Raw genomic sequence first — 20,864 nt, 5'->3', positions numbered from 1 at the left:
ATGAACGAAGAGCTATTTGCAAAACTTGTGTCTGACATAAAAGTCGGAAAACAACTACCGGATGCAGTTTACCTTCATAGAGATGCGTTCTCTGCTTTGCCTAATGTAATGGCACAGTTCATTCCCGCAGTCGCAAAGGCTGTAAGCTTAGAAGAAGACAATTGGAACCTAGTAAAACTGTTTAAAAAAGAGTTCCGTTTATCATTACTGCATTACCCTGATTTCTACGAACACTCCTACCCTGCTCTTCGACAAAGCTTGAACGTCGACCTATCAAAACTGAGCCACAAAATCACAAGTTATGAGGATTCTGACAATCCACCCATTTTGCACCGAAAAGAAACGATGATTTTGCCGGAGAGTGAACATTACGAGCACTTTATCACCCTCACACAAGAAGGTGAAAACGCGGGCTTATATGAAAACAGCCGCCTAATCGGTTTTAAGCGATCATGGATAAACCTCGTTGCTCGTCACGGTTATGAACTTGTCGACGGACGATTGTTTCGCAGTTCCGCTGTAATTCAAATAGAAGAGTCTGGTATTGACCGACACAAAACCGCTTTGGTGAGACATGAGCTTTCTGCTCCAATGAAAACACTAGTAAAGCATGGTTATCTTGAAGGTTCCTACTCCATTTTTGATTATGGTTGTGGTCGAGGCGATGATTTACGAGAGCTAGAAGCACATGGCCTAGACGCTTTAGGTTGGGACCCTAATTTCCAACCAGACAACGACAAAGTTTCATCAGACATAGTAAATATAGGCTTTGTACTTAATGTCATTGAAGATCAAGACGAACGTTTAGAAGCACTGTTAGGCGCGTGGGAGCTGGCAGATAAGTTCCTTGTTGTTTCAGTAATGCTCGCTAATGAAAGCTATATCTCCCAATTTAAACCTTATAAAGATGGTGTAATCACCTCTCGCAACACCTTTCAAAAATATTACGCACAGTCTGAAATAAAAGCCTACATCGAAAGGAGTTTGCAAGAAGATGCCATCACTGTTGCGCCCGGCATTTTTTACGTTTTCAAAGACAAACTAGAAGAACAACTGTATCTACAAAGCAAGTACAAACGCCATCATCAATGGCAGCAACTTACCTCCCCAGAACCTGTAGAATCTAAAGACAAAGCCAAACTGTTGATTACCCAAAATCAGGAACTATTCAACGCCTTCTGGAATACATGCTTGGAACTAGGTCGTATACCGGCCAATGATGAATTTGAGCAATCTGACAAAGCTCGAGAACTGATTGGCTCACACAAAAAAGTATTTAGTTTGCTGCAAGAGATGTTTGATACCAAAGAATTTGAGCAAGCTGAGAAGAGCCGTAAAGAAGACCTATTGCTTTACTTTGCTGTTGGGCTCTTTGAGAAAAGAAAGCCATACACACAACAGCCAGAATCCCTCAAGAGAGATATAAAAGCGCTATTCGACGATTACAAAACCGCTATAAATCTCGCGACAGAACTTTTATTCTCCATTGCTGATACCGAACTGATAAATGAGCAATGTGCAAAAGCGCATACACAGCTATCCGCTAGTTTGATGAATGAAGGGCATTCGCTCATCTTTCATCGCGATTATATAGACGATTTGCCGTTACTTCTTCGCGTATACGTTACCGCAGGCTTACAAATGTATGGAGAGCTTGATGAAGAAATTGACCTTATCAAAATCCATATCACTTCAGGAAAGCTCACCTTAACCGCTTATGATGACTTCGAAAAATCGGTCCCGTTCTTGGTTGAACGAATCAAAATCAAAATGGCCGATCAGGATATCGATTTCTTTGATTATGTGGATGAAGAACGTAGACCACCTTTACTGAATAAGCACCTACTTCTTCCGACTAAGGATCAAAACTACGAAAAACAAAAAAGCTTTGACAGAAGGCTATCAAAGCTTTTAGGTGTAAGTAGCGACGAAGAAGTAATAATTCATAGACAACAGTTTAAAGAACAGCTTTCTGTTGCAGGTAAAAGGGTCTCCTCATACCGATTAGCTAACCTTTGAAATGATATGGTGGAAGACTTATACGATATGTTCTACGAGCCGACTCTTCACTCATACCAATTGCTAAGAGTACATGCGATGCAACATTTGAGAGTGCATTACAAGCCGAGCCCTGTGAAATTAACCACGACTGCTCCTTAAGAAAGCGTTTTGCTTCATCGTCATCTCTAAATGTAATATTCCATGTCGTTGTTACAAGGTTATTCCCGCCATTACGTGAGTATTGATAGCTGCTAATGATTTTCTCAAACTCATCTTGCTGCGCGCTTATTTCTGTAGGGAAATGCTCTACAGCCGCTCCTAAACCAACAATTAAAGGAGTAGGAGAAGTACCACCGCGTATTCCTAATTCCTGACCACCACCATGGATCAACGGAACCAAATCAGCATCTCGAGCATCGCGAACGTACAAAGCACCAATACCTTTAGGCCCATAGATTTTGTGGCCAGATAGCGACAACATATCGATATTCATGTCATCGACATCAATATCCAATTTACAGAAACTTTGTGCCGCATCTGTATGGAAAGGAATGTTGTTATCAAACGCAACTTCGCCAATGTCTGCGATAGGCTGCACACAGCCCAACTCATTATTCACATGATGAATAGAGATTAATAGTGTATTTGACTGAATTGCATTCGCAACAGATTCAGCTGAAATGATACCGTCTCTATTTGGCTGCAGATAAGTAACTTCGAAACCAATGTCTTCCAAAAAACCGCAAGTGTTTAAAATACATTTATGCTCAATAGCAGAGGTAATGAGGTGGCCTTTATCTTCTAGGTGCTTAAACGCTATCCCTTTAATCGCCAGATTGTTTGACTCGCTTGCACCACTAGTGAAAATAATTTCACTAGGCATAGCTCCAACTTTGTCCGCAATAGTCTCCCTTGCTTGTTGAATCGCTTTAGTGGCTTTTTCTGCCTCATTATGAGCTGCAGAAGGGTTGGCATAGCTTTCACTTTGCCACGGAGACATCGCATCTAAAACAGAAGAAGATACTGGTGTTGATGCTGCGTAATCGAAGTAGTTATTCATTGTCTATCAAAAAATCTAGCGTTTCTTTAAACAAGGTCTCTTCTAAAACAGATTCAGATATGTTGTTCAGAACCCAATTATCGATATGTATTAACCCTGCATTACAATATCCTTCGAAAATACCAATAGCATCTCTTAGGTTTTGATCCTTGAGTATATCTAATGTTGGTTCTTTAGCTAAAGCTATAAGATATATATATGAATCATGTTTTGTAGTAGCGTAAGTATCTAATGCTATGGAAGTTGTATTGGATCTCGAAGCTAAAGGTTGATATTGATTTAACTGAAATCCAACTAAAGCAGCAAATACCATGAACTCTTTGACAGTATTAAATACAAAATCTTTGTCAGCCCCACCTTTCGTCGAGCAAAGTTTGTCTACCAATTGTTCAAATCTATCATCTCTATGGACACGTAACTTACGCCATTCAAATATTTCAACCATTCAGCACAATCTCCTCAATAGTAACCTTGTCAAACTCACTACCAAAGCGAACGACATCAAACTCTTTGCCTTGAATTGACAAACGAGTAGGGTATTGACCTTTAAATTCTTCCTCACTCAGGACCGTATGTTGAACAAGATTATATTCTTTCCCAATTTTATCCCGAATACCTTGATCAATATGTGTTTCGGTCCATTGCGCTTGAGAAAACATAAAAATAGATTGTTCAACAGATTCAGCTATGTAACGGACTAACTCACGACCATTATCCGGACCTATAAATGCCAGAATAGAGTCCGCGATAAATGGGGCAATAGTACCTGGAGTTAAAAGATGCTGTTTGTTACTTGCTCGTTCACTGGAGAATTGTATTAGCGCAATTATGAAAGAAATAGCAAGCATTGCCTGATAACCATTACCAGCAGCAACCCTAGTTCCAGCCTTATCGACAATAGCCCAAGTAAAACTGTCGTTATTGCCGCCGTTCGAAACTTTCTTCACTGTATAGCCATTAAAAGCTACTCGGCTAAACAAGTTTTGCATTTTGTGTAACAAAATCAGATCGACACCTTTCTTTGAAGAATCAATAGCTTCTTGATAAAGATCCACTATTTTGTTAGTCGCGGCAATCAAATCTCTGATTCTTTTTGCTTTAGGTTGGGTTGCTGATAATTTATTAACCTTTATATCTATATCTTTCAAATCAATTTGTGTCTTAGATATTTCCCTCTCCAAATTTGGAATTTCACGATTTAATTGATCACACTTTGACTTTACAGCGTTTTTTTTCTGCTCAATAAGCTTAATATCATCGATATCCGCCTCAAAAATCGTATGACTTATTTCTTCTATGTTTTTTTCAACCTCATGAATTTTATCTGAATAGTCATCGATATCATTTAGAACTTTAATCATATCATGTTTGGGAGAGGAGTAGCTTGCTAACCTTGAATGTAGAGAAACAGCGCTATTCCAACGATATTTAAGTTCAGGGTCAACTGCAGATTTTTCTAGTTCCGAAATAATTTTTGCTGCAGAACTGTTTTCCTCTATAGTGCAGCCACAGATACACTCGCTATTTTCCAAAATATCTTTGATTAGTTGCTTATCAACCGAATATCGATGAGTAGTATTTAGCTCTTGTGTATCAACCACAGACAAATCAACCGAACCTAGCTTTCTTCCATAAGACTGGTGTATCCAGCTAGAAACACTTTTTAATTTTTTATTAACTAAATTGTGATGCTCTCTTTGGTATGAAGTGAGCAACCCTTCATTATAACTACGAAGTTTTAATTTATCCTCGATAGCCGATTTATCAAAACGAGCAAGCTGTGTTATCTGTTCTTCATGCTCTTTTTCTGCAGTAGCCAAATCGACCTTCTTCTGCTCTAAAGATACCGTATCACGTGACAGTTTAGCTTCAAGAATTGCTTTATTAGCTAACAGCTGCTCAATTTCATTACCTGTATCATATTGAGTTAGTTCCTTTTGGTAGTCACTTTTTACTCTATTCAGATGCGTTAGTGTCTTTTCCGCAACAGTTAGCCCTAAGACCTTACTGATCGCGCCTTTAATATGTGAAAAATCATTCTGACTATTTAATGTTCCGGTACCCTCCCCCTGATAGAAAAAGTACTGTGCCATTTCTTTTGGTAAAATCGTGTTAATGAATATATTCGGCTGGTTTTCTGTTTTTTCTGAATAACACCCGTCAATAATTTTAAAAACTTTAAGGTTGTTAGTTCTTGTAGAATGTGAGCCTACACGCCTAATTTCAAATAATTGGTTATCGTGTTCTACTTGAACATTCACACTAAAAGAATTTTTACCGCTATTAAGAGCGTGCTTATTCAGTAATTTATCTGGTTCCTGTAGATTATCGGTCGTTTCATCATATAGACACCATCTAAGAGCATTCAATAGAGCAGTCTTACCTCCATTATTCTCACCATGGATAAGTGTAACTCCACAATCATCATCGAAAGAGAAATCAACAACTTGCTTACCGTAGAATTGGCGGAAGTCATTAATTTCTAACCTAATCAGTTTCATTTGCAATATCTTCCGCGTTTATATCAATAATTTCTTTTATCTTTTTAATATGGTGCCCTGTTGAGGCATCACCGTAATGCAGCTCTTTCTCAAACTGCATGATCTGCAAAGCAGCTTTATGGACAGCTGATTTTTGAGCGTAGTTTTCATGAGCCATCTCAGTTTCTTTGTTAGCTTGTTCAAGCACAGCCTTCAAATCGTCAAAGTTCATTAATATATCCCCAACTCAATAATTCTTTTCTCAACCTCTTTGGGGTTAAGAGACGTCAATTTAAAATCTTCTATTCGACCTAACTCAGCTCTACGTAGATTTTGACTTATATTATTCGTAATACCGGGCTGAGGAAGGACGACAAAATCAACAATTAGTGCTTCTCTCTTTCCTTCAGATTTTCTTAACACGCGTCCCCTACGTTGAACATACTGCCGAGGATTTCGTGTACTTGCTAATATGAAGGCAGTCTTACACACCGGTACATCAATACCTTCATCGAGAACTTTCATTGCAACCAAAGAATCAATCGTTTCATCTTTAAAATTACACATTATTTTATGACGTTCCTGATTACTTTCTTGTGACGTAAACTTAGCAACGCGAACACCATTTGCATGCAGTCGATTTGTGACCCGAGTAATATAAGAAACATCATCGTCCATCGCATGACCTTCTCCTACATATATTAAAGAATGCGTTAGCGATATCTGAGGGTGTTCATTAATATAGTTAAGTAAAGCCCCAAGCTTATCCTTACACGTTGCCAGCAATCTTGAACGAGCACCACATAAGCTCGTTAACATCGATTTTTCATCCGAAGTTAAGCCACTATTTTTAGCTTTTAAGATCATTTTCTGAATTTTAGAAGACTGCTCCTCGTACAGCGCCTGTTCCTCTTCATCAAGATAAACAGGAACAATGTCATAGCGGTAAGGTGAAAGAATTTTATCTGAAATAGCATCGCTCAGAGTATATTCACTAACAATCCCTTTAAAGTAAGTTAATAAATTATGCTTAACGATATCTGGGAAAGGGGAGCCTTCAAGCTCATCTTCATCACTTCTAAATGGTGTCGCTGATAACCCTATTCGGAACTTACATTGCGGAAGTGAATTAAATAAACCCTCGCCACCAAGATGATGGCATTCATCACCAATAACCAACATGTTATCAAGAGGAATTTGCTTTAACTTTGATTGGAATGTATCAGATGACAAAGTTCGATTAACAACCACAACACAAACAAAGTCTATTCCACCATTACAAAAACGAAGTATTTTTGTGTCTAATATACCTCCCCATTTCTGCGAACTTTCATAGCACTGAATAGGAGCTATATTAAATGGTGCTAGCTCTTTGACCCATTGATTTGCTAGCTCTATATAAGGGACACTAATGACAACAAAAAGCGGTAAATTTTTTTTATGTCGCTCTTCATACAATTCAACTAACGCAGAAATCGAAGTAAAGGTTTTTCCTGACCCAGTAGCAAGCTTAAATAGACCTTGGTAATCAGATTTAACCCAACTCTCGATAGCATCCGTTTGATGCTGAAATAGCTGAAATGGTTTATCTTTAATTACCAAAGGCTTGATTGGTAACTTAGCCTCAACGACTGGCTTGAATGTTGTTTGTTCAGACTTTGGAAAACTGTATGTAAAAAATGGCTTGGGTTTCGAAGACGGGTCACAATCTCCTAATATTTGTTTTCTCAACTGACTTAAATTAGTTCCAGATTGTATTTTTTTATAGGCATCAGAATCTAAATCAAGGACTTTCGTTCTTTTTCTGTTGTTTCCCCAAAGAGAGTTGAAGTGCTCAATCTCATCCTGACCATACTCAGAAAAAGAAGATCGCCAGTTAAAGAATACCTTTATCTCTTCTGAGTTGTATTTCGACAAACCAGCTAGAGTCTCATTGGCTGACCCACTGAAAACAACAACCTCTTCATCTTGATAGAAAATACCGACTTTCTTATGAAACATACCTTGGTGAGTGAAAGCAAACTTAATCTCTAACTGCCCATTAGCAACTAAATAAGTAAGTAGTTGTAAATTTGAATCATTGGTATTGAGTAATAGATCACTTAATTCAATAGATCGCCGTATTATTGGGTTAGAGAGCCCTTCCATAACAGCTTCGTATTCACTGTCAGATAAAGGGTCTCCGATAATCAACCTCATTTTCCCATCAGATAATACAAATTTCTCTAGTCCTTCAGCCGCTGCAGCTAAAACTTCGGATGAAAAATAACCGACGGCTCGATCATAACGCTTCGCATTTGCAAATAATGGCATATGAAAACTATGCAAAATATCGTCTTCATCTGAATCATATTTCGTTTTTAACTGGAGCGATGAAAAAAGCATTATCTGTACCTAGTTCAACCACTGATGTAAGTTTTCCCAAGCATTAGACAAAAGTAGTTGAGTTCTCTCGTCTATTGCTGATTTATTCCAGTCTTCCGCATACGTGATTTCTGCATATTTACTTTCTAACAAAAGAACAGACATATTCCGTTTGACTTCGTCAGATAGTCCGGCCTGAGATTCTAGTATAGTATTAATCTCTTCCAAAGAATCGTTGGAAAGAGCTTCGAGCATCGCCTGTTTTATAGAGTACCAAGATTGTCCTGAACCATTAGCAATGTTGTCACGAGCATCGACTAATACATTACCTAATTTATTGAATTCTTCTGGATTTTGAATATCAGTGTCAGGCCAACCGACTGAGGTGTTACCGTTATACACTCTTTTAATTCGATCTTTATTTGATATTAGCTCCCACATGGTCGTTGTTAAAAACTTCGTTGTGGGTTCCTCAGAACGAATAAATTGAGTGTCTTCCAGCTTTACCCCATGAAAACTAGCCAATAAAAGCAGTTTAATACTTTTTGACTTAGTTAGGATAGGTTGCTTAGAACATACATCTAACCACTGCTCGTACATTCCGTCTTTAGGAGAGCCTTTACTATTAATTTTGTTTTCTAATTCATGACGGAAGAAGGTTTTAATCGCTTCGACATTAAACTCTTCAGAACTTAACGAACTGTCTTTGAGGGCATATGGTTTCGAGTGGACACCTGAAACTTCAAAACCTCTCTCATGAAGCTTTTTATACACACCATCAATACCATCAGCGCCGCCACTCATTGCTCGCCATAAAACACTAAATGCTGTTACAGCTTTGAGTATTTTGATAAAGCTGGAATGCTCAGTTCCCACATAGTCATACTTTTCGTCTTGAAGAAGGAATTGAATCAACAACGATTGAACAATATCATGATTTATATCAATGAGATAACGTAAACAAACGTTAGCGGTTTCAGTATCATTACAAGGTACAAGCCCGTTTACTTCAGGTACACGTGCCTGCCAATAGTCAAATAAAAAGTCTGCGGCTTTTGCAAGTTGTGCAAGGTATTCATCTTTATCAACATACGAACATTGCTCATAACTTTTTAACATTGCGTCACGCTGATCACGAAGACTAGTAACTTTTACTTTACCTTCATACGCTCGTACAAAAGCCAAAATAAGAGCTTTCGTCTTGTCGTTTTTCTCTTTACTTTTGATAATATTCTCAAAACGATCAGTTATAGAGTTGAGCAACAGCATTGCTTCATCAACACTAGAGTCTTCATCTTTTTGTTTAGCACTAATATGTTCAATAACTTTAGGTACGAATGTTTCTATTGCTGTTAAAGGCTCACCAGTCGTATTTAGAGCTTCAAACATATCAAAGGCATAGGATTCGTTATTTACCTCAACATACGTGAGGCAGACTCGATGAAGCAAGAATTTAGCAAAAGCAGTAATGAAAATAATTTCCGCTACCTTGCCATTTTCTGAAGCTTTCAATAAGTTTTCATCGACAGGAAAATCTAGACAAGCATCTAGTGTACTAACGTTAACTAAATCTGAAACTTGAATAGCTTCATCTTCATCTGAATTATTAAACTGAAAACCTTTTTGTACACAGTTAAGTTGTTTTCTTATTTCTTTAACGTTTGCTACAACTCGCTTAGATGACTCATTTAATTGAGAGAGATCGAATTCAGAAAAAACAGGAGAACCTTGAGATTCAACAATATGTCTTTGATAGTTAATCAACAACTCAGAAAGCGGACTTTCATAGACAGCTTTTTGTTCATCTTTCCCCCAACAGTCCACTTGAGAACGTACAATTTTAGGCAAAAACTTATAAAGAGAATGCTCTGCAGTTGTTTCTATAACAAAATTTGATGTATCCAGTATAATCTGCGAGACAATTTCTCGAAGACCTTCTAAAGTATCGATTGTGATTTCATCTTTTTCATTATCTATTTGCTTCTTTAACCGAGGAAGAAGCATCCGTAGCCTTTCATTAAGACACATGATGATTAACGTCAACGTTGATAACCGCTGTTGTCCATCAACAATTAACTTCACATGCCTAGGTGTAGAAGACTTTATAATAGGGAAAACAGTTTGTTTCTGACTATCATCCACACTAAGAATAGAACCTAAAAATATAATTGCATCTGAAGAATTTAAAAGATTTCTAAAGACATTTTCACAGTCAGAAAACAAATCCCTAATATGCATTTCTTCCCATGCATAAGGGCGTTGATATGCAGGCATGTAAAATCCTGTACTATTGCTATCACAAATAACATCAAATACTGATTGCGGTTCCGCCTTGAATATATCTAAGGACTTCTGCATAGAAAATGTTTCCTGAATTTCGCTATGAAAGACCACACTTATATCATGATTTAGTATTACTTGCTATTCTACGACTTACATATGCGCTCAATTTTGTAGGTTACCCCTATCTTGAACCCTTCCTTCCTGTTACAATCGCGACGTCTTTGGATAAAATCTCCAATTCAGCAAGCAAGGTAACTACATTGAGCATTGAGTCGAGTAACCTGAAATTTTCAGGGCATCAAACTTTTCCTATTCGTTACGGTTGGATTTACAAAATAATTCAAGAAGTTATGAAAGGTCATTCCCTATCTAGTAAAGACAACATCGAAGATCAGATGATTTCAATGGGGATGGGTAAAAACATGGTGCTGTCGGTCAGGCACTGGATCAGAACGCTCAATCTGGTTACCTGTACTGATAAAAAAACTCAGACATACGAACTGACGGATTTAGCTAAAAAGCTATTCGTTGGTGACGATGCTTACGATGAGTATTTAGATAAAGTTGGTACGGTTTGGCTACTTCACTGGCTGACTCAATCGATTAATTCTCAAAATGCTGAACTCAACACTGCTCGTTGGTTCTTTAACTACTTTAACGGTATACGAATCGACAAGATTCAGCTATCAAAAGAGATTTTGATCTCTTTAGCTAATCATGAAAAAGAGCTCACGGAAGCAACGCTTAAAAAAGATATCGACTGTCTATTTCAGATGTACGCCGTGAAGACTACATCAGCATCGAAAGTAAACGAAGACAGCTTTACCTCTCCTTTCACTGAATTGGGGCTAATTTCTCAAGATACTGCAAAAGATTATCGAGCTGAATTGAAAGCGCAAAAATCTTTACCTGTAGAAATATTTGCTTATGCAGTTATTGATTACATGGCGAGATCACAACTCGATAGTAATGGAAAAAAAATAAATAATAACAATACGTTATCTTTCGATTCACTACTAAACGACGTCGGTTCTCCAGGTAGAGTTTTTCGTCTGACAACTACGGGCTTAAGTGAAAACCTGGATGAACTTGAAATATTGAGTGAAGGCAAAATCGCCTGGACCGATACTCAAGGCTTAAGACAAATTCAACATAACTACGATGATTTACAAGCTGTAGATCCTGGTATGTTTCTGCATAGCTATTACCAGGGAGAATAAAAGTGACACTAATAAACCAATACTCCATAGCTACACGCCAGCAGCGTTCAACTCGTATTGATAGTGATCTTAACCCGGACTTCTTTAAAGGCCTGGTCTATCACGGTACCGCTCAGTCTGCGCTAGAGACGTTATTCAGACAATATTCTCAAGTTGGTCAAAGTGCTTATACGTTAACAGGCCCATACGGCTCTGGTAAATCAACTATTGCCTTATTGCTCACAGGCTTGCTGCATCATAGTGATGATATGCGCCATGCAGCATTAGACGTCATCAATAAAGAATCAACAGACCTGTTAAAAGAAAGCATTCCTTATTCTTCTGGGTGGCTACAAATTCGCTCAGTCGGGGGCGTCAATAACTCCGTTGATACCTTTTGGAACGCGACGTTAGAAGCGCTACAGTCACACCCTAACACAGCTAAAGTCTATAAAAAGTACGCTAAAGCAGAGGTCAAAACTGAGTCTGCATTAATTGATACTTGGGAAACACTTTTCAAAGAGGTTAGTGACTTAGTTGACGGCGTATTGCTGCTTGCAGATGAGATGGGTAAGAGCCTTGAGTTCATTAATAAAAACCGTGGTGAACTGCACCTTTTCCAAGACTTAGCTGAAGTATTAGGTCGTATAGAAACACCTGTTATTTTCCTTGGTTTGCTTCACCAAGCTTTTAGCGAATACGCAAAAGACAGAGGCACAAAACTCCAGGAAGAATGGGGCAAAATTCAAGGTCGTTATAATGATATTCTCTACAACGTATCTACTGATGAAACCGTCGCACTGATTGCAAAATCTATCGTCAATATTGAATCGGTAGATAACAGTGGCGATGAGCATGTTAGTAAAGTGCTCAATGCTCTGACAGATAAACCTGAAAGAAAAAAGCAGCTTAAACAACGTTTAGAACAAAGTGTTCCGCTACATCCGCTAACAACACTACTACTTGGGCCAATTTCAAAGCGTCGTTTTAGCCAAAACGAACGCAGTACATTCAGTTTCTTAAACTCGCATGAGCAACATAGTTTTCAAATGTTCCTTAAGCAAAATGTGAACAAGAATGCACGTTATACGTTAGAAAACCTGTGGGATTATCTGGAAACAAATTTAGAGCATGCAATTTTAGGTTCTCCTGATGGCCATGCTTGGGCTGCAGCAACAGAATCTATTCGCCAAGCGAGTAAGAAACAAGTGCCAGAAAAAGCAATTGAAATACTCAAATCAATTGCGCTACTCACTTTGTTTGGACGACCAGCGAACCTATCTGCAACCGAAGACATGCTGTTAGCTGCTAGCGACATTGAAGAGCAAAAAGAGCTTGATGAGTATTTGAAAACACTTAAAGAAGCTTCTTGCATCATCTATCGAAAACACCTGTCATCCTGGGTTGTTTTTGAAGGTTCTGACCTTGATATACCAAGCCTGATAGAAGAAAAAATCGAGCAGCAAGGTAGCAGTAACGAAGCCATCAACCATATTGTGTTTTCTAAACAGGTTATCGCCAAAGGTTACTACCATAAAGTTGGTACTCTTCGCTGGGCAGAACAGTCACTGATACAGCGTTTCGATCAAGAACAAAGTACTCAGACTCTTACACATCGCAAAGAAGAGTTTGCGAACATGTTGTTGTTATTGGAAGCTCAAGACGAAGCTGCCTTACGCGAACATACCAAAAAGAATTCAACACTCATTTTGGCGAATGCGAACAACTCTGAAGATATAATTGCTCTAGCAAAAGAAGTGTATGCCTTAGAGCTTATCAAATCAGATAAGGAAATTGGTCGTATTTTGCAGCATGACAATGTTGCTCAAAAAGAGTATCAAGGCCGTTACATCAATGCGGAAATCGCACTTAAAAATGCTATTGATGAAGGCTTTAACAATGCAACCTGGTTTTATTGTGGCATCAGCTCAACGACTGAAACACTCAGTGAGATAGTAAGTACAACAGCAAGTAGAATTTTCAATCAAACACCAGTGATCATGAACGAGCTGGTCAACCGGAATAAGTTATCGGGTACCGCTGTTTCTGCATTGAAAAAGCTGCTTGAAGCAATGCTAGATTACGAAGATGAAGAAAACTTAGGTATTACAGGCTTCCCGCCAGAGATGTCTATGTATATCAGCTGTCTTAAAAACACAGCTGTTCATACATACGAACTCGAGCAAGATTCGCACTGGCACAGAGATAATATCAGTCCTAAATTAGTGGCTATTTTTGAAGCAGCAAACAATCTACTTCAGAACAAAGCAGGGCAAACGGTTCTGTTATCAGAAATCGCAGAATTATGGAATAAGGCTCCTTTTGGTTTAACTCATGGTGTTATCCCAATTTATCTACTGGCATTTTTGAAAACGCTTGGACAAGACATCGCCTTTTATGAAAAAGATCTGAGCAACGAATATGCGTTTATTGCTGAGCCAGACGTTGACTATGTACACAAGTTAATTCGAGCACAACATGAGCTCGCGGTGAAGTACATCGTATTAGATAAATCAGAGAAAGAGTGGCTTCAAAACCTGGCAGTATTTGCAGCAACAGAGACTAGCAGAGATGTTGCGACCAACGTATTAGCCGTTGCAACTCCTTTGGTTACGACGATGCACAACTTGCCTCATTGGGTAAAAAATGCTCATAACTTTACTGAAGATGATTTAACAGCCAACAAGCAAGTCATCGCCGTTCGTGACCTGTTCTTACAAGCTAACGATCCACACTCTCTGTTAATTAAAGACCTACCGAAGTTATTAAACTCAGAAGGTGAGCTGAGTTACTCACAGCAAATCGATGTATTAGAGAATTGCTTTAAAATTCTTCGTGGTAAGCATGAACAAATGCTTAGACAAATCAAAGATAAAGTAAAAATCATCTTCCCTGAGACCGGAGAAGAACTCGCTTCAATGTGTAATCTTGTCGAAGAAAAAACCGGAGACTTACGTCTTAAAGCATTTGCTAGAGAGTTAGGAAAGAGCGAAGATGGCTTAATGCAATGGCTGGAAAGCATGATTCAGATTGTCATCGGTCGAGGTAAACAGAGTTGGAACGAAGGCCTTTTGTTAACCGCTTCCGCTAAAATCAGCGATTTTTCGCAAGACTTTTTAAGCATTGTTAAATCAAGCTATCAAGGTGATGTGTTGGCCGATTCAAAACCAGAAGCAACAAAAACTAAACTTGTTTCTCTGGTTTTGGAAGATGATGATGGCCAACTTAAATCTTATAAGAAAGAAGTACGAGTGACAGACTGTTCAAGTTCAGATATCAAAGTACAAGATGTTAGCCGGACGCTAAACGCGTTGAATATGAATGAATTTGAGCGTATCCACGTACTCCAAACACTATTAAAAGAAGCACTGGAAGCTCAAGGTTAAAAAATGGGTATTAATCATGAGTGAAGAACGCAAAGTAAAACATGTACTTGGCTTATCAGGCGGTAAAGACAGCGCAGCCTTAGCCATTTATATGGCTCGTAACTATCCTGAAATCGATATTGATTATTTCTTTACCGATACAGGTAAAGAATTGCCTGAAGTTTACGAGTATTTGGAACAGCTTGAAATTGTTCTCGGTAAACCAATTTCTCACATTAACGATAAAAAAGGCTTTGATTATTGGCTTAAGCAACACAATAACTTCCTTCCTGCAGGGCAGCAGCGTTGGTGCACAATTCGTATGAAGCTTGAGCCATTTGAAAAGTGGATCAAACCTTATCTTGATGAAGGCTACGAAGTTGTATCTTACGTGGGTATCCGAGCGGATGAGCCGTGGCGTGACGGTTACCGCCCAAATGAAAGCCAAAAATACTTGAAGATTAAAATGCCATTTGCTGAAGATGGCATTAAGAAGCAAGGTGTTTTAGATATTCTAGACGGCGCGGGCCTGGGTCTACCTAAATACTATGACTGGCGCTCTCGTTCTGGCTGTACATTCTGCTTTTTCCAAAGAAAAATAGAGTGGGTTCGCCTAAAAGAGATTCACCCGGAAGCGTTTGAAGAAGCGAAAGCTTATGAGAAACGAGCGGATACCAGCGCTAACGGTGAAACCTTCTTCTGGATGGGCCCTAATGAGCCTTTAGAGACTCTAGAAAACCCTGAACGTATTGCAGAGATCAAAGCAAACCACGAGAAGGTTAAGCAACGTTTCGAAAAGAAAAAAGCACGTGAACGCAAACGCCGTTTAGGTATGCATGCCATGGTTGATGAAAGTATGCTTATCGATACTTTAGACATGGACGCCATGTATGACCTTGAAGAAGGTGGTGGTGCTTGTGTGACTTGTTATAAATAGTTCGAACTGACCCGTCCTGATATGGGTTGACACTTTTTAACCAAAACGCTCGATGTACTTCATCGGGCGTTTTGTATTTTAACACCATATGAGGCCTAATTTGATTATAGATCTCTACAGATTCTGCAACCATCGTCCTCGCTTCTTCCAGATCTTTCGGTTTCCTCAATAAGAGCTCTGTTTTGAGGATTCCATTTACACGCTCTGCGAATGCATTCTGATAACAGTCATACCCGTCAGTCATCGAGCAAGTCCCTTTATGTTTCTTATAGATATATTGATATTCCTTCGAACAGTATCGTGAGCCATTGTCTGAGTGGTGTATTAGCTTTTCTTCCCTCTGCCGTTGTCTTAGAGCTGAGATAAATGCCCGCGTAACGGATTGCGTTTTCATGTTGTCATCTACATAGTAACCAACAATCTTCCTTGAATAAGCGTCCGTAACCAAGCTCATGTAACTCTCGCCATTTTGAGTTGGCAAGTAAGTAATATCAGTAACCCACAGTTGTTCTGGCTTCGTTGGTGTGAGCCCATCTTTCACTTTGTTAGGGTGACCCGATGACTGAATACCGACGAGCAGACTGGCTCTGCGTTCTGAAAGCTTGATGACTTTCTGAATGACTTTAACAGATGCTGTAAGCGAGCAGCGAAAATGTCCTAGTATTACCAAGTGAATTTGTACTGAATTTATTTTGAAGATTAAGCGTTGTTATTTCCATGAACCATCGCGCACTCCCGCTACTCTATGTCATTCGAGACATACAATTACTATTCCGTGGTAGACTTAGAAGGAAGTTTATCTATAAGTGCGCAAAAATGGGGAAAGTTACTACAGGTAGTAACATTAATATGTGAGAATAAACTTAATTAGATAGCCACTATGAGATTACCTATGAACTTAATCTATATCAAAAACCAAATGATTGGTGCATATAAACTGCTTTCAACACTAGCTAAAGATGAACTCATAGATGCATCAGACAAAATTATCTTATCCGATGTAATGATCACTCTTGCAGACGCAAGCTTTTCATTAAGTACTCATGAAGAACAAGGGAACCACATCGTTGATAGTCTATTTCAATCAATTAATGAGGTTATTGAAGCTCTAAATCAATTCTATATTTACCATTCTGTCGATGAACCAATTAGAGTGCACTCCACACCTGCGGCTTTATTACTGTCAGAGTTAAAAGTCTCAATTCTTGAGGCTAAGTTAGCAGTAAAAGCTGAAAGAATTGAAGGGCTGGAGAGCGAATTAGCGGACAAAATTGAAGAACTTGAGAATGTACAAGATGATAAAGAAAGCGTTATTTATTTGTTAGAGAACAATCTGCTTTATAAGATTTCAGAAGGAAAAAGAGTTGGTCCATTCTGCTATACCTGTTTCACTGATTACGAAGATATCGTGAAACTTGGGAAAGAAGACGAATATACCTGGGTTTGTGATGAATGTGACTCGACAGTGTACTCTTATAATAATAACCAATTGGATTTAATGTGTTTCAAGTAACAGTTAAGTTTGATCCGTTGTCTAATTCGTTGGAACTACATCGGTTACTGCACGACCAGGGGCAATAAACTGGGCAATTCACTGATATCGATACAAGCGAAATTACCCCGTTTAGGCTGGTCAAACACGTTGACAATGCTGCTTAAAGATTGTGGTCAATGTACTCGTAGTTGACCGCAAAGTTCATTATCAGACGAAACAGCGCAATAGTACGAGTCACTGTCTCCAACTTCCCTTTCTTTTCCAGCGGTCGCATCGCATCAATCAGCATCGCAGCCTTGATTTCGGAAACCGGGATAGAGCCTAATTTAGGGTAAATATGTTTATTGAGCTTTTGCCGATAGCCTTCAGCGGTTTTGTGCACAACGCGTGTAGCCGCTTTTTCTAGCCACATCTCTCCAATTTGCTTAACCGTATTGCTTGCGCTGCGCTTAAGTTCGACTTTACGACTTCTTTGTACAACACTCGAATCCAAGCCCTGAGCTCTCGGTTTTCTGAATTCTGCTACTTTTTTCTCGCTTCAGACAGAGTGATTTCTGGATATCGGCCTAAACCAAGGTTTGAGTCACGCCCATCTGGTGTAATGGATAAAACAATTCAGTCTGTGCTAGATAAGCAATAATACTGTAGTTCTTAATCATGTGAGTTGATATCAATAACGCCTTTCGCTTTATCAAATCACTCTGCAAATAAATTTATTTTCTACAAGTACTTTTTGGGCTCCCGCCCCACTGTGTAATTCAATGTTGAACCAGTCATAGTTATTCCCATCAGGTAATACCGCCTGATATGGAATCAAGGACTAGTAAAATGTCAGGATTTAAATGCGGCTATGAGCCAACTCAGGATGATCTGGATAACCATTCAGATCAGTTGAACCCAAACAATGATGCCTACTGGCAGTCCAGAGGCGAAGATGAACGGCCTGAAGACTGGGAGGATATGGAATGAGTAAAAAACAAACTCCACCAAACGGACCAAGTAAAACTGGTAACCCTTCGGGTAAAGGCCGGGGCAATAACCCTCCGCGAAAATAGTACAAAGGCAGCCGTTTAATAGGCTGCCTTACTCTTATGATATCGGTAGTATTTTTTATATACTTCTGGGTTTACCAGCTCATTCCAAGTAATGCCTTTAACTGCATTATACAACCTGTCCAGCATCTCACAGAGGAAACCGATAACAGCAAAATCAAACCCATTACGACTGAAAGCTTCATAGATAAAATTTTCGATCCTATCAAAGCTAGGCTTCGTATCCCCTCTTCTCCACTCTTTAAACCGATGAGAACGAGCCATATCTAACGTAACGCCTTATCCAGAATCCTGCCTATCAATGTCAATAAACTTAGCTAAGGCCCCTACCTCAATATCAAGTAACTTAGCGATATAGCAAAGAAAGCAATCAAAATGACACTTACCCTCAAAACTGAAAATCTCATGAAAAATGCCATATTTTGGCCATTTTGAAGCGTCTTCCATATCAGCTTCGGTATAACCGCCTTCTATAAGCATTTTGTTTAAAATCGTGACATCAATTGAAGCCAAAAGAGACAAGTAGAAATCAAGCTTGTATCGCATAATCGCTTGAATATCATCAGTACTCATAGATGGAATGCCGTTCATCTCCAACACACGCTTTTGTGCTTGCAAGAATGCTTGTGTTTCCAAATCAGACAGTAAAGAGTTATCGAGACCTACTTTGAAATAATTGGATGCCCTTATATTTTGTTCCTGACCGCCTTGGGCCCAAGCTTCCAAAGCCTGTTGTTCAGTACCAATTCGCGCTTTTAAATATGAAATGTAATAGGCCTTGTCGTAAATTTTATCGTTACGTAATTCAACGCCTTTAATCAGCCCTGTCCATTCATACGTAGTATCAAACTTAGCAACGGGTTCCGGAGGCACCATATGAAGTAAGTCAGATTCAAAAATACCTAACTCATCAAACATAAATGAAAGTACTTTCTTCGCTGACTTGGAAGATATTCCGGTTTTATGGATGTTATCCAGAGTGCTATTACTTACAGGGATTTTGCCTCCACTAACCTTTGATATATGTTTCATCAGATTACGATATGATGATCCGAGGCCAAGATAAGTAAAAATCTCTTCAGTGCTGGGCAAGAATACATATTTTTCTTCTCGTTTAGGTACCAGAAATTTTTTGTCTTCATCTAAAAATTGAAACAAGTTAGCTTTAATATCCATCAAGAATTTAAATACCTCGGTTGTCGAGCTGTTTGCGACATTCATCAGCTAGGTATGGGTACGTTTGAATAATTTTCCGCATAATGATTTCAAAACTTCGGTCATGCGCTTCGTTTTTGTCATATGTGGGAGACCAAGAAAGCATGTATCCAACTGAGTTGTGGCGGATTGAGTTTACTATTCGTCTTTTCTGGCTTTCATTGGTTAAATTGTTCCAGTCAGAACCTTGGTTGAGTCTTTCATACTGACCTTTGGCTATATCTCTCCATATTGACACGGGGAATGGTGGAATAGGCTCTTTGACTAATGCTTTAAGTTCTTTTTCAAAAAACTCAGCATCTTGTTCGTTCTTTAGAGAGTTAAGCTTGGAACAGTGTGGCCAGTAGCACTTTAATCCATCGATTAGTGAAAGGACATTCATTCTTCGAAAGAAAGGTGTTTTTTTGGGGCTTGGCTTTATCATTTTAAGTGGCATTACACTATTTGTTAGAACTGATTCCTGAAAGTTCTTAAAGAGAGCTCTAGCATCAAAATCAGTATAATTGAAATGCTTTACGAGGTTTTTGGGTGAGAAAGCTATGATGTCGGCCTCATCAATAATGCATATTGCCATTTGCTTCTCCCCTACATTAAATACATCCGTTATGTCAGCAATAAAACTAGGACGATTATAAGGGTGGATAATAATGGGAAGTGTTAGTTTTTTATTCACGCCTTTGAAAACATCACTGAACAAGTTGCGAATACTGTCACGTTTGTAGTTATTGTCACTACCTATACCGCAATTATTACCGAAGCTCGATAGTTCATAATCCTCCATGTCATCAACGCAGTCATACAATAGCTTCAACATGTCCTGTATTGTTTTACCTATTTGAGGTTCGGTTTCTCCAGTCATGGTTATTGCAAAAACGGGGAACCATAGGTACTGAAGAATCTCTATATCGAGTCCATACCTATCATAATACTCTCGCTCCGTCATCTCGGTAGTAAGTCTTTCTAATAACCTTTTTGTCATTGTCACTCCATTGAATTATGTGTGATACATCCCAAACAGGTACTACGTTACTACCAACACTCAGATTTTCGATCACAACAAAATCATCACAGACATTGTTCAGAGAAGTTGGTGCGCCATTACCTTGTATGAATAGCCAACAACTTGATAGGCCACTTATTTTATATTAGAAACATTAACTCAATTAGGTCAAAGAGTACTTCATCGATCTGTTAAGAAAGAGGAATCTAACGAGATTTCACGTGGTAACGTCTCAGAATGATTTGTCACGCAAACACTGGTCACTAAAAATTATAACGGTAGTGATTTAACAAGCTATACAGAACACACTTATTATGAAGAAAACGATCGTGGGTTTAAGCACTTAATCGGGGTTACTGACACCATCACAGCAGATGATTTAACGCCTGTACGAAGCATCATTGATACCGATT

Annotated in this window: 16 protein-coding genes and 1 pseudogene; 6 read left to right on the top strand and 11 right to left on the bottom strand. The window is 38.8% G+C overall.

What is annotated here, in order from left to right:
* Entirely contained in the window at positions 1–2,019 is a 2,019-nt protein-coding gene (locus VEJY3_RS05375) for a DNA phosphorothioation-associated putative methyltransferase (protein WP_014231418.1), read from the top strand.
* On the opposite strand, the gene VEJY3_RS05370 is transcribed toward VEJY3_RS05375, so the two are convergent.
* Genes VEJY3_RS05370 through VEJY3_RS05345 form a run of 6 tightly spaced genes read right to left on the bottom strand, consistent with a single transcriptional unit; the run spans position 2,009 to position 10,263 of the window.
* Positions 2,009–3,061, bottom strand: coding sequence for a cysteine desulfurase family protein (locus tag VEJY3_RS05370; protein ID WP_014231417.1), 1,053 nt, complete (start codon positions 3,059–3,061; stop codon positions 2,009–2,011). The two genes, VEJY3_RS05375 and VEJY3_RS05370, sit on opposite strands and share 11 nt — an antisense overlap.
* Entirely contained in the window at positions 3,054–3,506 is a 453-nt protein-coding gene (locus VEJY3_RS05365; RefSeq protein ID WP_014231416.1) for a hypothetical protein, read from the bottom strand. The genes VEJY3_RS05370 and VEJY3_RS05365 overlap by 8 nt, the downstream gene beginning before the upstream one ends.
* Positions 3,499–5,562, bottom strand: coding sequence for an AAA family ATPase (locus VEJY3_RS05360; protein WP_014231415.1), 2,064 nt, complete (start codon positions 5,560–5,562; stop codon positions 3,499–3,501). The genes VEJY3_RS05365 and VEJY3_RS05360 overlap by 8 nt, the downstream gene beginning before the upstream one ends.
* A complete protein-coding gene (locus tag VEJY3_RS05355; RefSeq protein WP_014231414.1) occupies positions 5,549–5,773 on the bottom strand; it encodes a CxC ATPase DNA modification system associated small protein in 225 nt (74 codons plus the stop codon). Before VEJY3_RS05355 ends, VEJY3_RS05360 begins: the two co-directional genes overlap by 14 nt.
* On the bottom strand, positions 5,773–7,926 hold the full coding sequence (locus VEJY3_RS05350) for a DEAD/DEAH box helicase family protein (RefSeq protein ID WP_014231413.1): 2,154 nt from the start codon (positions 7,924–7,926) through the stop codon (positions 5,773–5,775). Before VEJY3_RS05350 ends, VEJY3_RS05355 begins: the two co-directional genes overlap by 1 nt.
* A 9-nt stretch (positions 7,927–7,935) precedes the next feature.
* Positions 7,936–10,263 carry a DUF262 domain-containing protein gene (locus VEJY3_RS05345; RefSeq protein WP_041170207.1) on the bottom strand — a complete coding sequence of 776 codons (2,328 nt, stop codon included), beginning with the start codon at positions 10,261–10,263 and terminating at the stop codon, positions 7,936–7,938.
* Between the two features lie 5 nt (positions 10,264–10,268).
* Between VEJY3_RS05345 and VEJY3_RS05340 the strand changes: the two genes are divergently transcribed.
* The 3 genes from VEJY3_RS05340 to VEJY3_RS05330 are packed head-to-tail and all read left to right on the top strand — an operon-like array spanning position 10,269 to position 15,689.
* On the top strand, positions 10,269–11,408 hold the full coding sequence (locus VEJY3_RS05340) for a DUF4007 family protein (RefSeq protein WP_081469353.1): 1,140 nt from the start codon (positions 10,269–10,271) through the stop codon (positions 11,406–11,408).
* 2 nt (positions 11,409–11,410) lie between these two features.
* Positions 11,411–14,773, top strand: a complete 3,363-nt coding sequence (locus VEJY3_RS05335) for a hypothetical protein (protein ID WP_014231410.1) — start codon at positions 11,411–11,413, stop codon at positions 14,771–14,773.
* Positions 14,774–14,789: 16 nt separating this feature from the next.
* Positions 14,790–15,689 carry a phosphoadenosine phosphosulfate reductase family protein gene (locus VEJY3_RS05330; RefSeq protein ID WP_014231409.1) on the top strand — a complete coding sequence of 300 codons (900 nt, stop codon included), beginning with the start codon at positions 14,790–14,792 and terminating at the stop codon, positions 15,687–15,689.
* 43 nt (positions 15,690–15,732) lie between these two features.
* On the opposite strand, the pseudogene VEJY3_RS24590 reads toward VEJY3_RS05330, so the two are convergent.
* Positions 15,733–16,242: pseudogene (locus VEJY3_RS24590) on the bottom strand (IS3 family transposase); the annotation flags it as partial.
* Positions 16,243–16,581: 339 nt separating this feature from the next.
* Here VEJY3_RS24590 and VEJY3_RS05325 point away from each other — a divergent pair.
* The gene (locus tag VEJY3_RS05325; protein WP_014231407.1) at positions 16,582–17,202 is read left to right on the top strand and encodes a hypothetical protein; all 621 of its coding nucleotides are present in this window, start codon (positions 16,582–16,584) and stop codon (positions 17,200–17,202) included.
* A gap of 142 nt (positions 17,203–17,344) precedes the next feature.
* Here VEJY3_RS05325 and VEJY3_RS25940 read toward each other — a convergent pair whose 3' ends face one another.
* Positions 17,345–17,677, bottom strand: coding sequence for an integrase (locus VEJY3_RS25940; RefSeq protein ID WP_014231406.1), 333 nt, complete (start codon positions 17,675–17,677; stop codon positions 17,345–17,347).
* 335 nt (positions 17,678–18,012) lie between these two features.
* On the opposite strand from VEJY3_RS25940, the gene VEJY3_RS25785 reads away from it, so the two are divergent.
* Complete coding sequence (locus tag VEJY3_RS25785; RefSeq protein WP_014231405.1) at positions 18,013–18,153, top strand: hypothetical protein; 141 nt, start codon at positions 18,013–18,015, stop codon at positions 18,151–18,153.
* 101 nt (positions 18,154–18,254) lie between these two features.
* Here the strand turns inward: VEJY3_RS25785 and VEJY3_RS05315 are convergent, their stop codons facing one another.
* From VEJY3_RS05315 to VEJY3_RS05305, 3 genes are read right to left on the bottom strand one after another with little or no spacing between them, the layout of a single operon-like run.
* Complete coding sequence (locus tag VEJY3_RS05315) at positions 18,255–18,500, bottom strand: hypothetical protein (RefSeq protein WP_014231404.1); 246 nt, start codon at positions 18,498–18,500, stop codon at positions 18,255–18,257.
* A gap of 15 nt (positions 18,501–18,515) precedes the next feature.
* Positions 18,516–19,412, bottom strand: a complete 897-nt coding sequence (locus VEJY3_RS05310; RefSeq protein WP_014231403.1) for a hypothetical protein — start codon at positions 19,410–19,412, stop codon at positions 18,516–18,518.
* Positions 19,413–19,419: 7 nt separating this feature from the next.
* Complete coding sequence (locus VEJY3_RS05305) at positions 19,420–20,430, bottom strand: hypothetical protein (RefSeq protein ID WP_014231402.1); 1,011 nt, start codon at positions 20,428–20,430, stop codon at positions 19,420–19,422.
* Positions 20,431–20,864 lie beyond the last annotated feature (434 nt).

This window comes from Vibrio sp. EJY3 (genome assembly GCF_000241385.1).
Classification (GTDB): Bacteria; Pseudomonadota; Gammaproteobacteria; order Enterobacterales; family Vibrionaceae; genus Vibrio; species Vibrio natriegens.
Note: the sequence above shows the minus strand (reverse complement) of the source record. Positions and strands in the feature narration are given on the sequence as shown.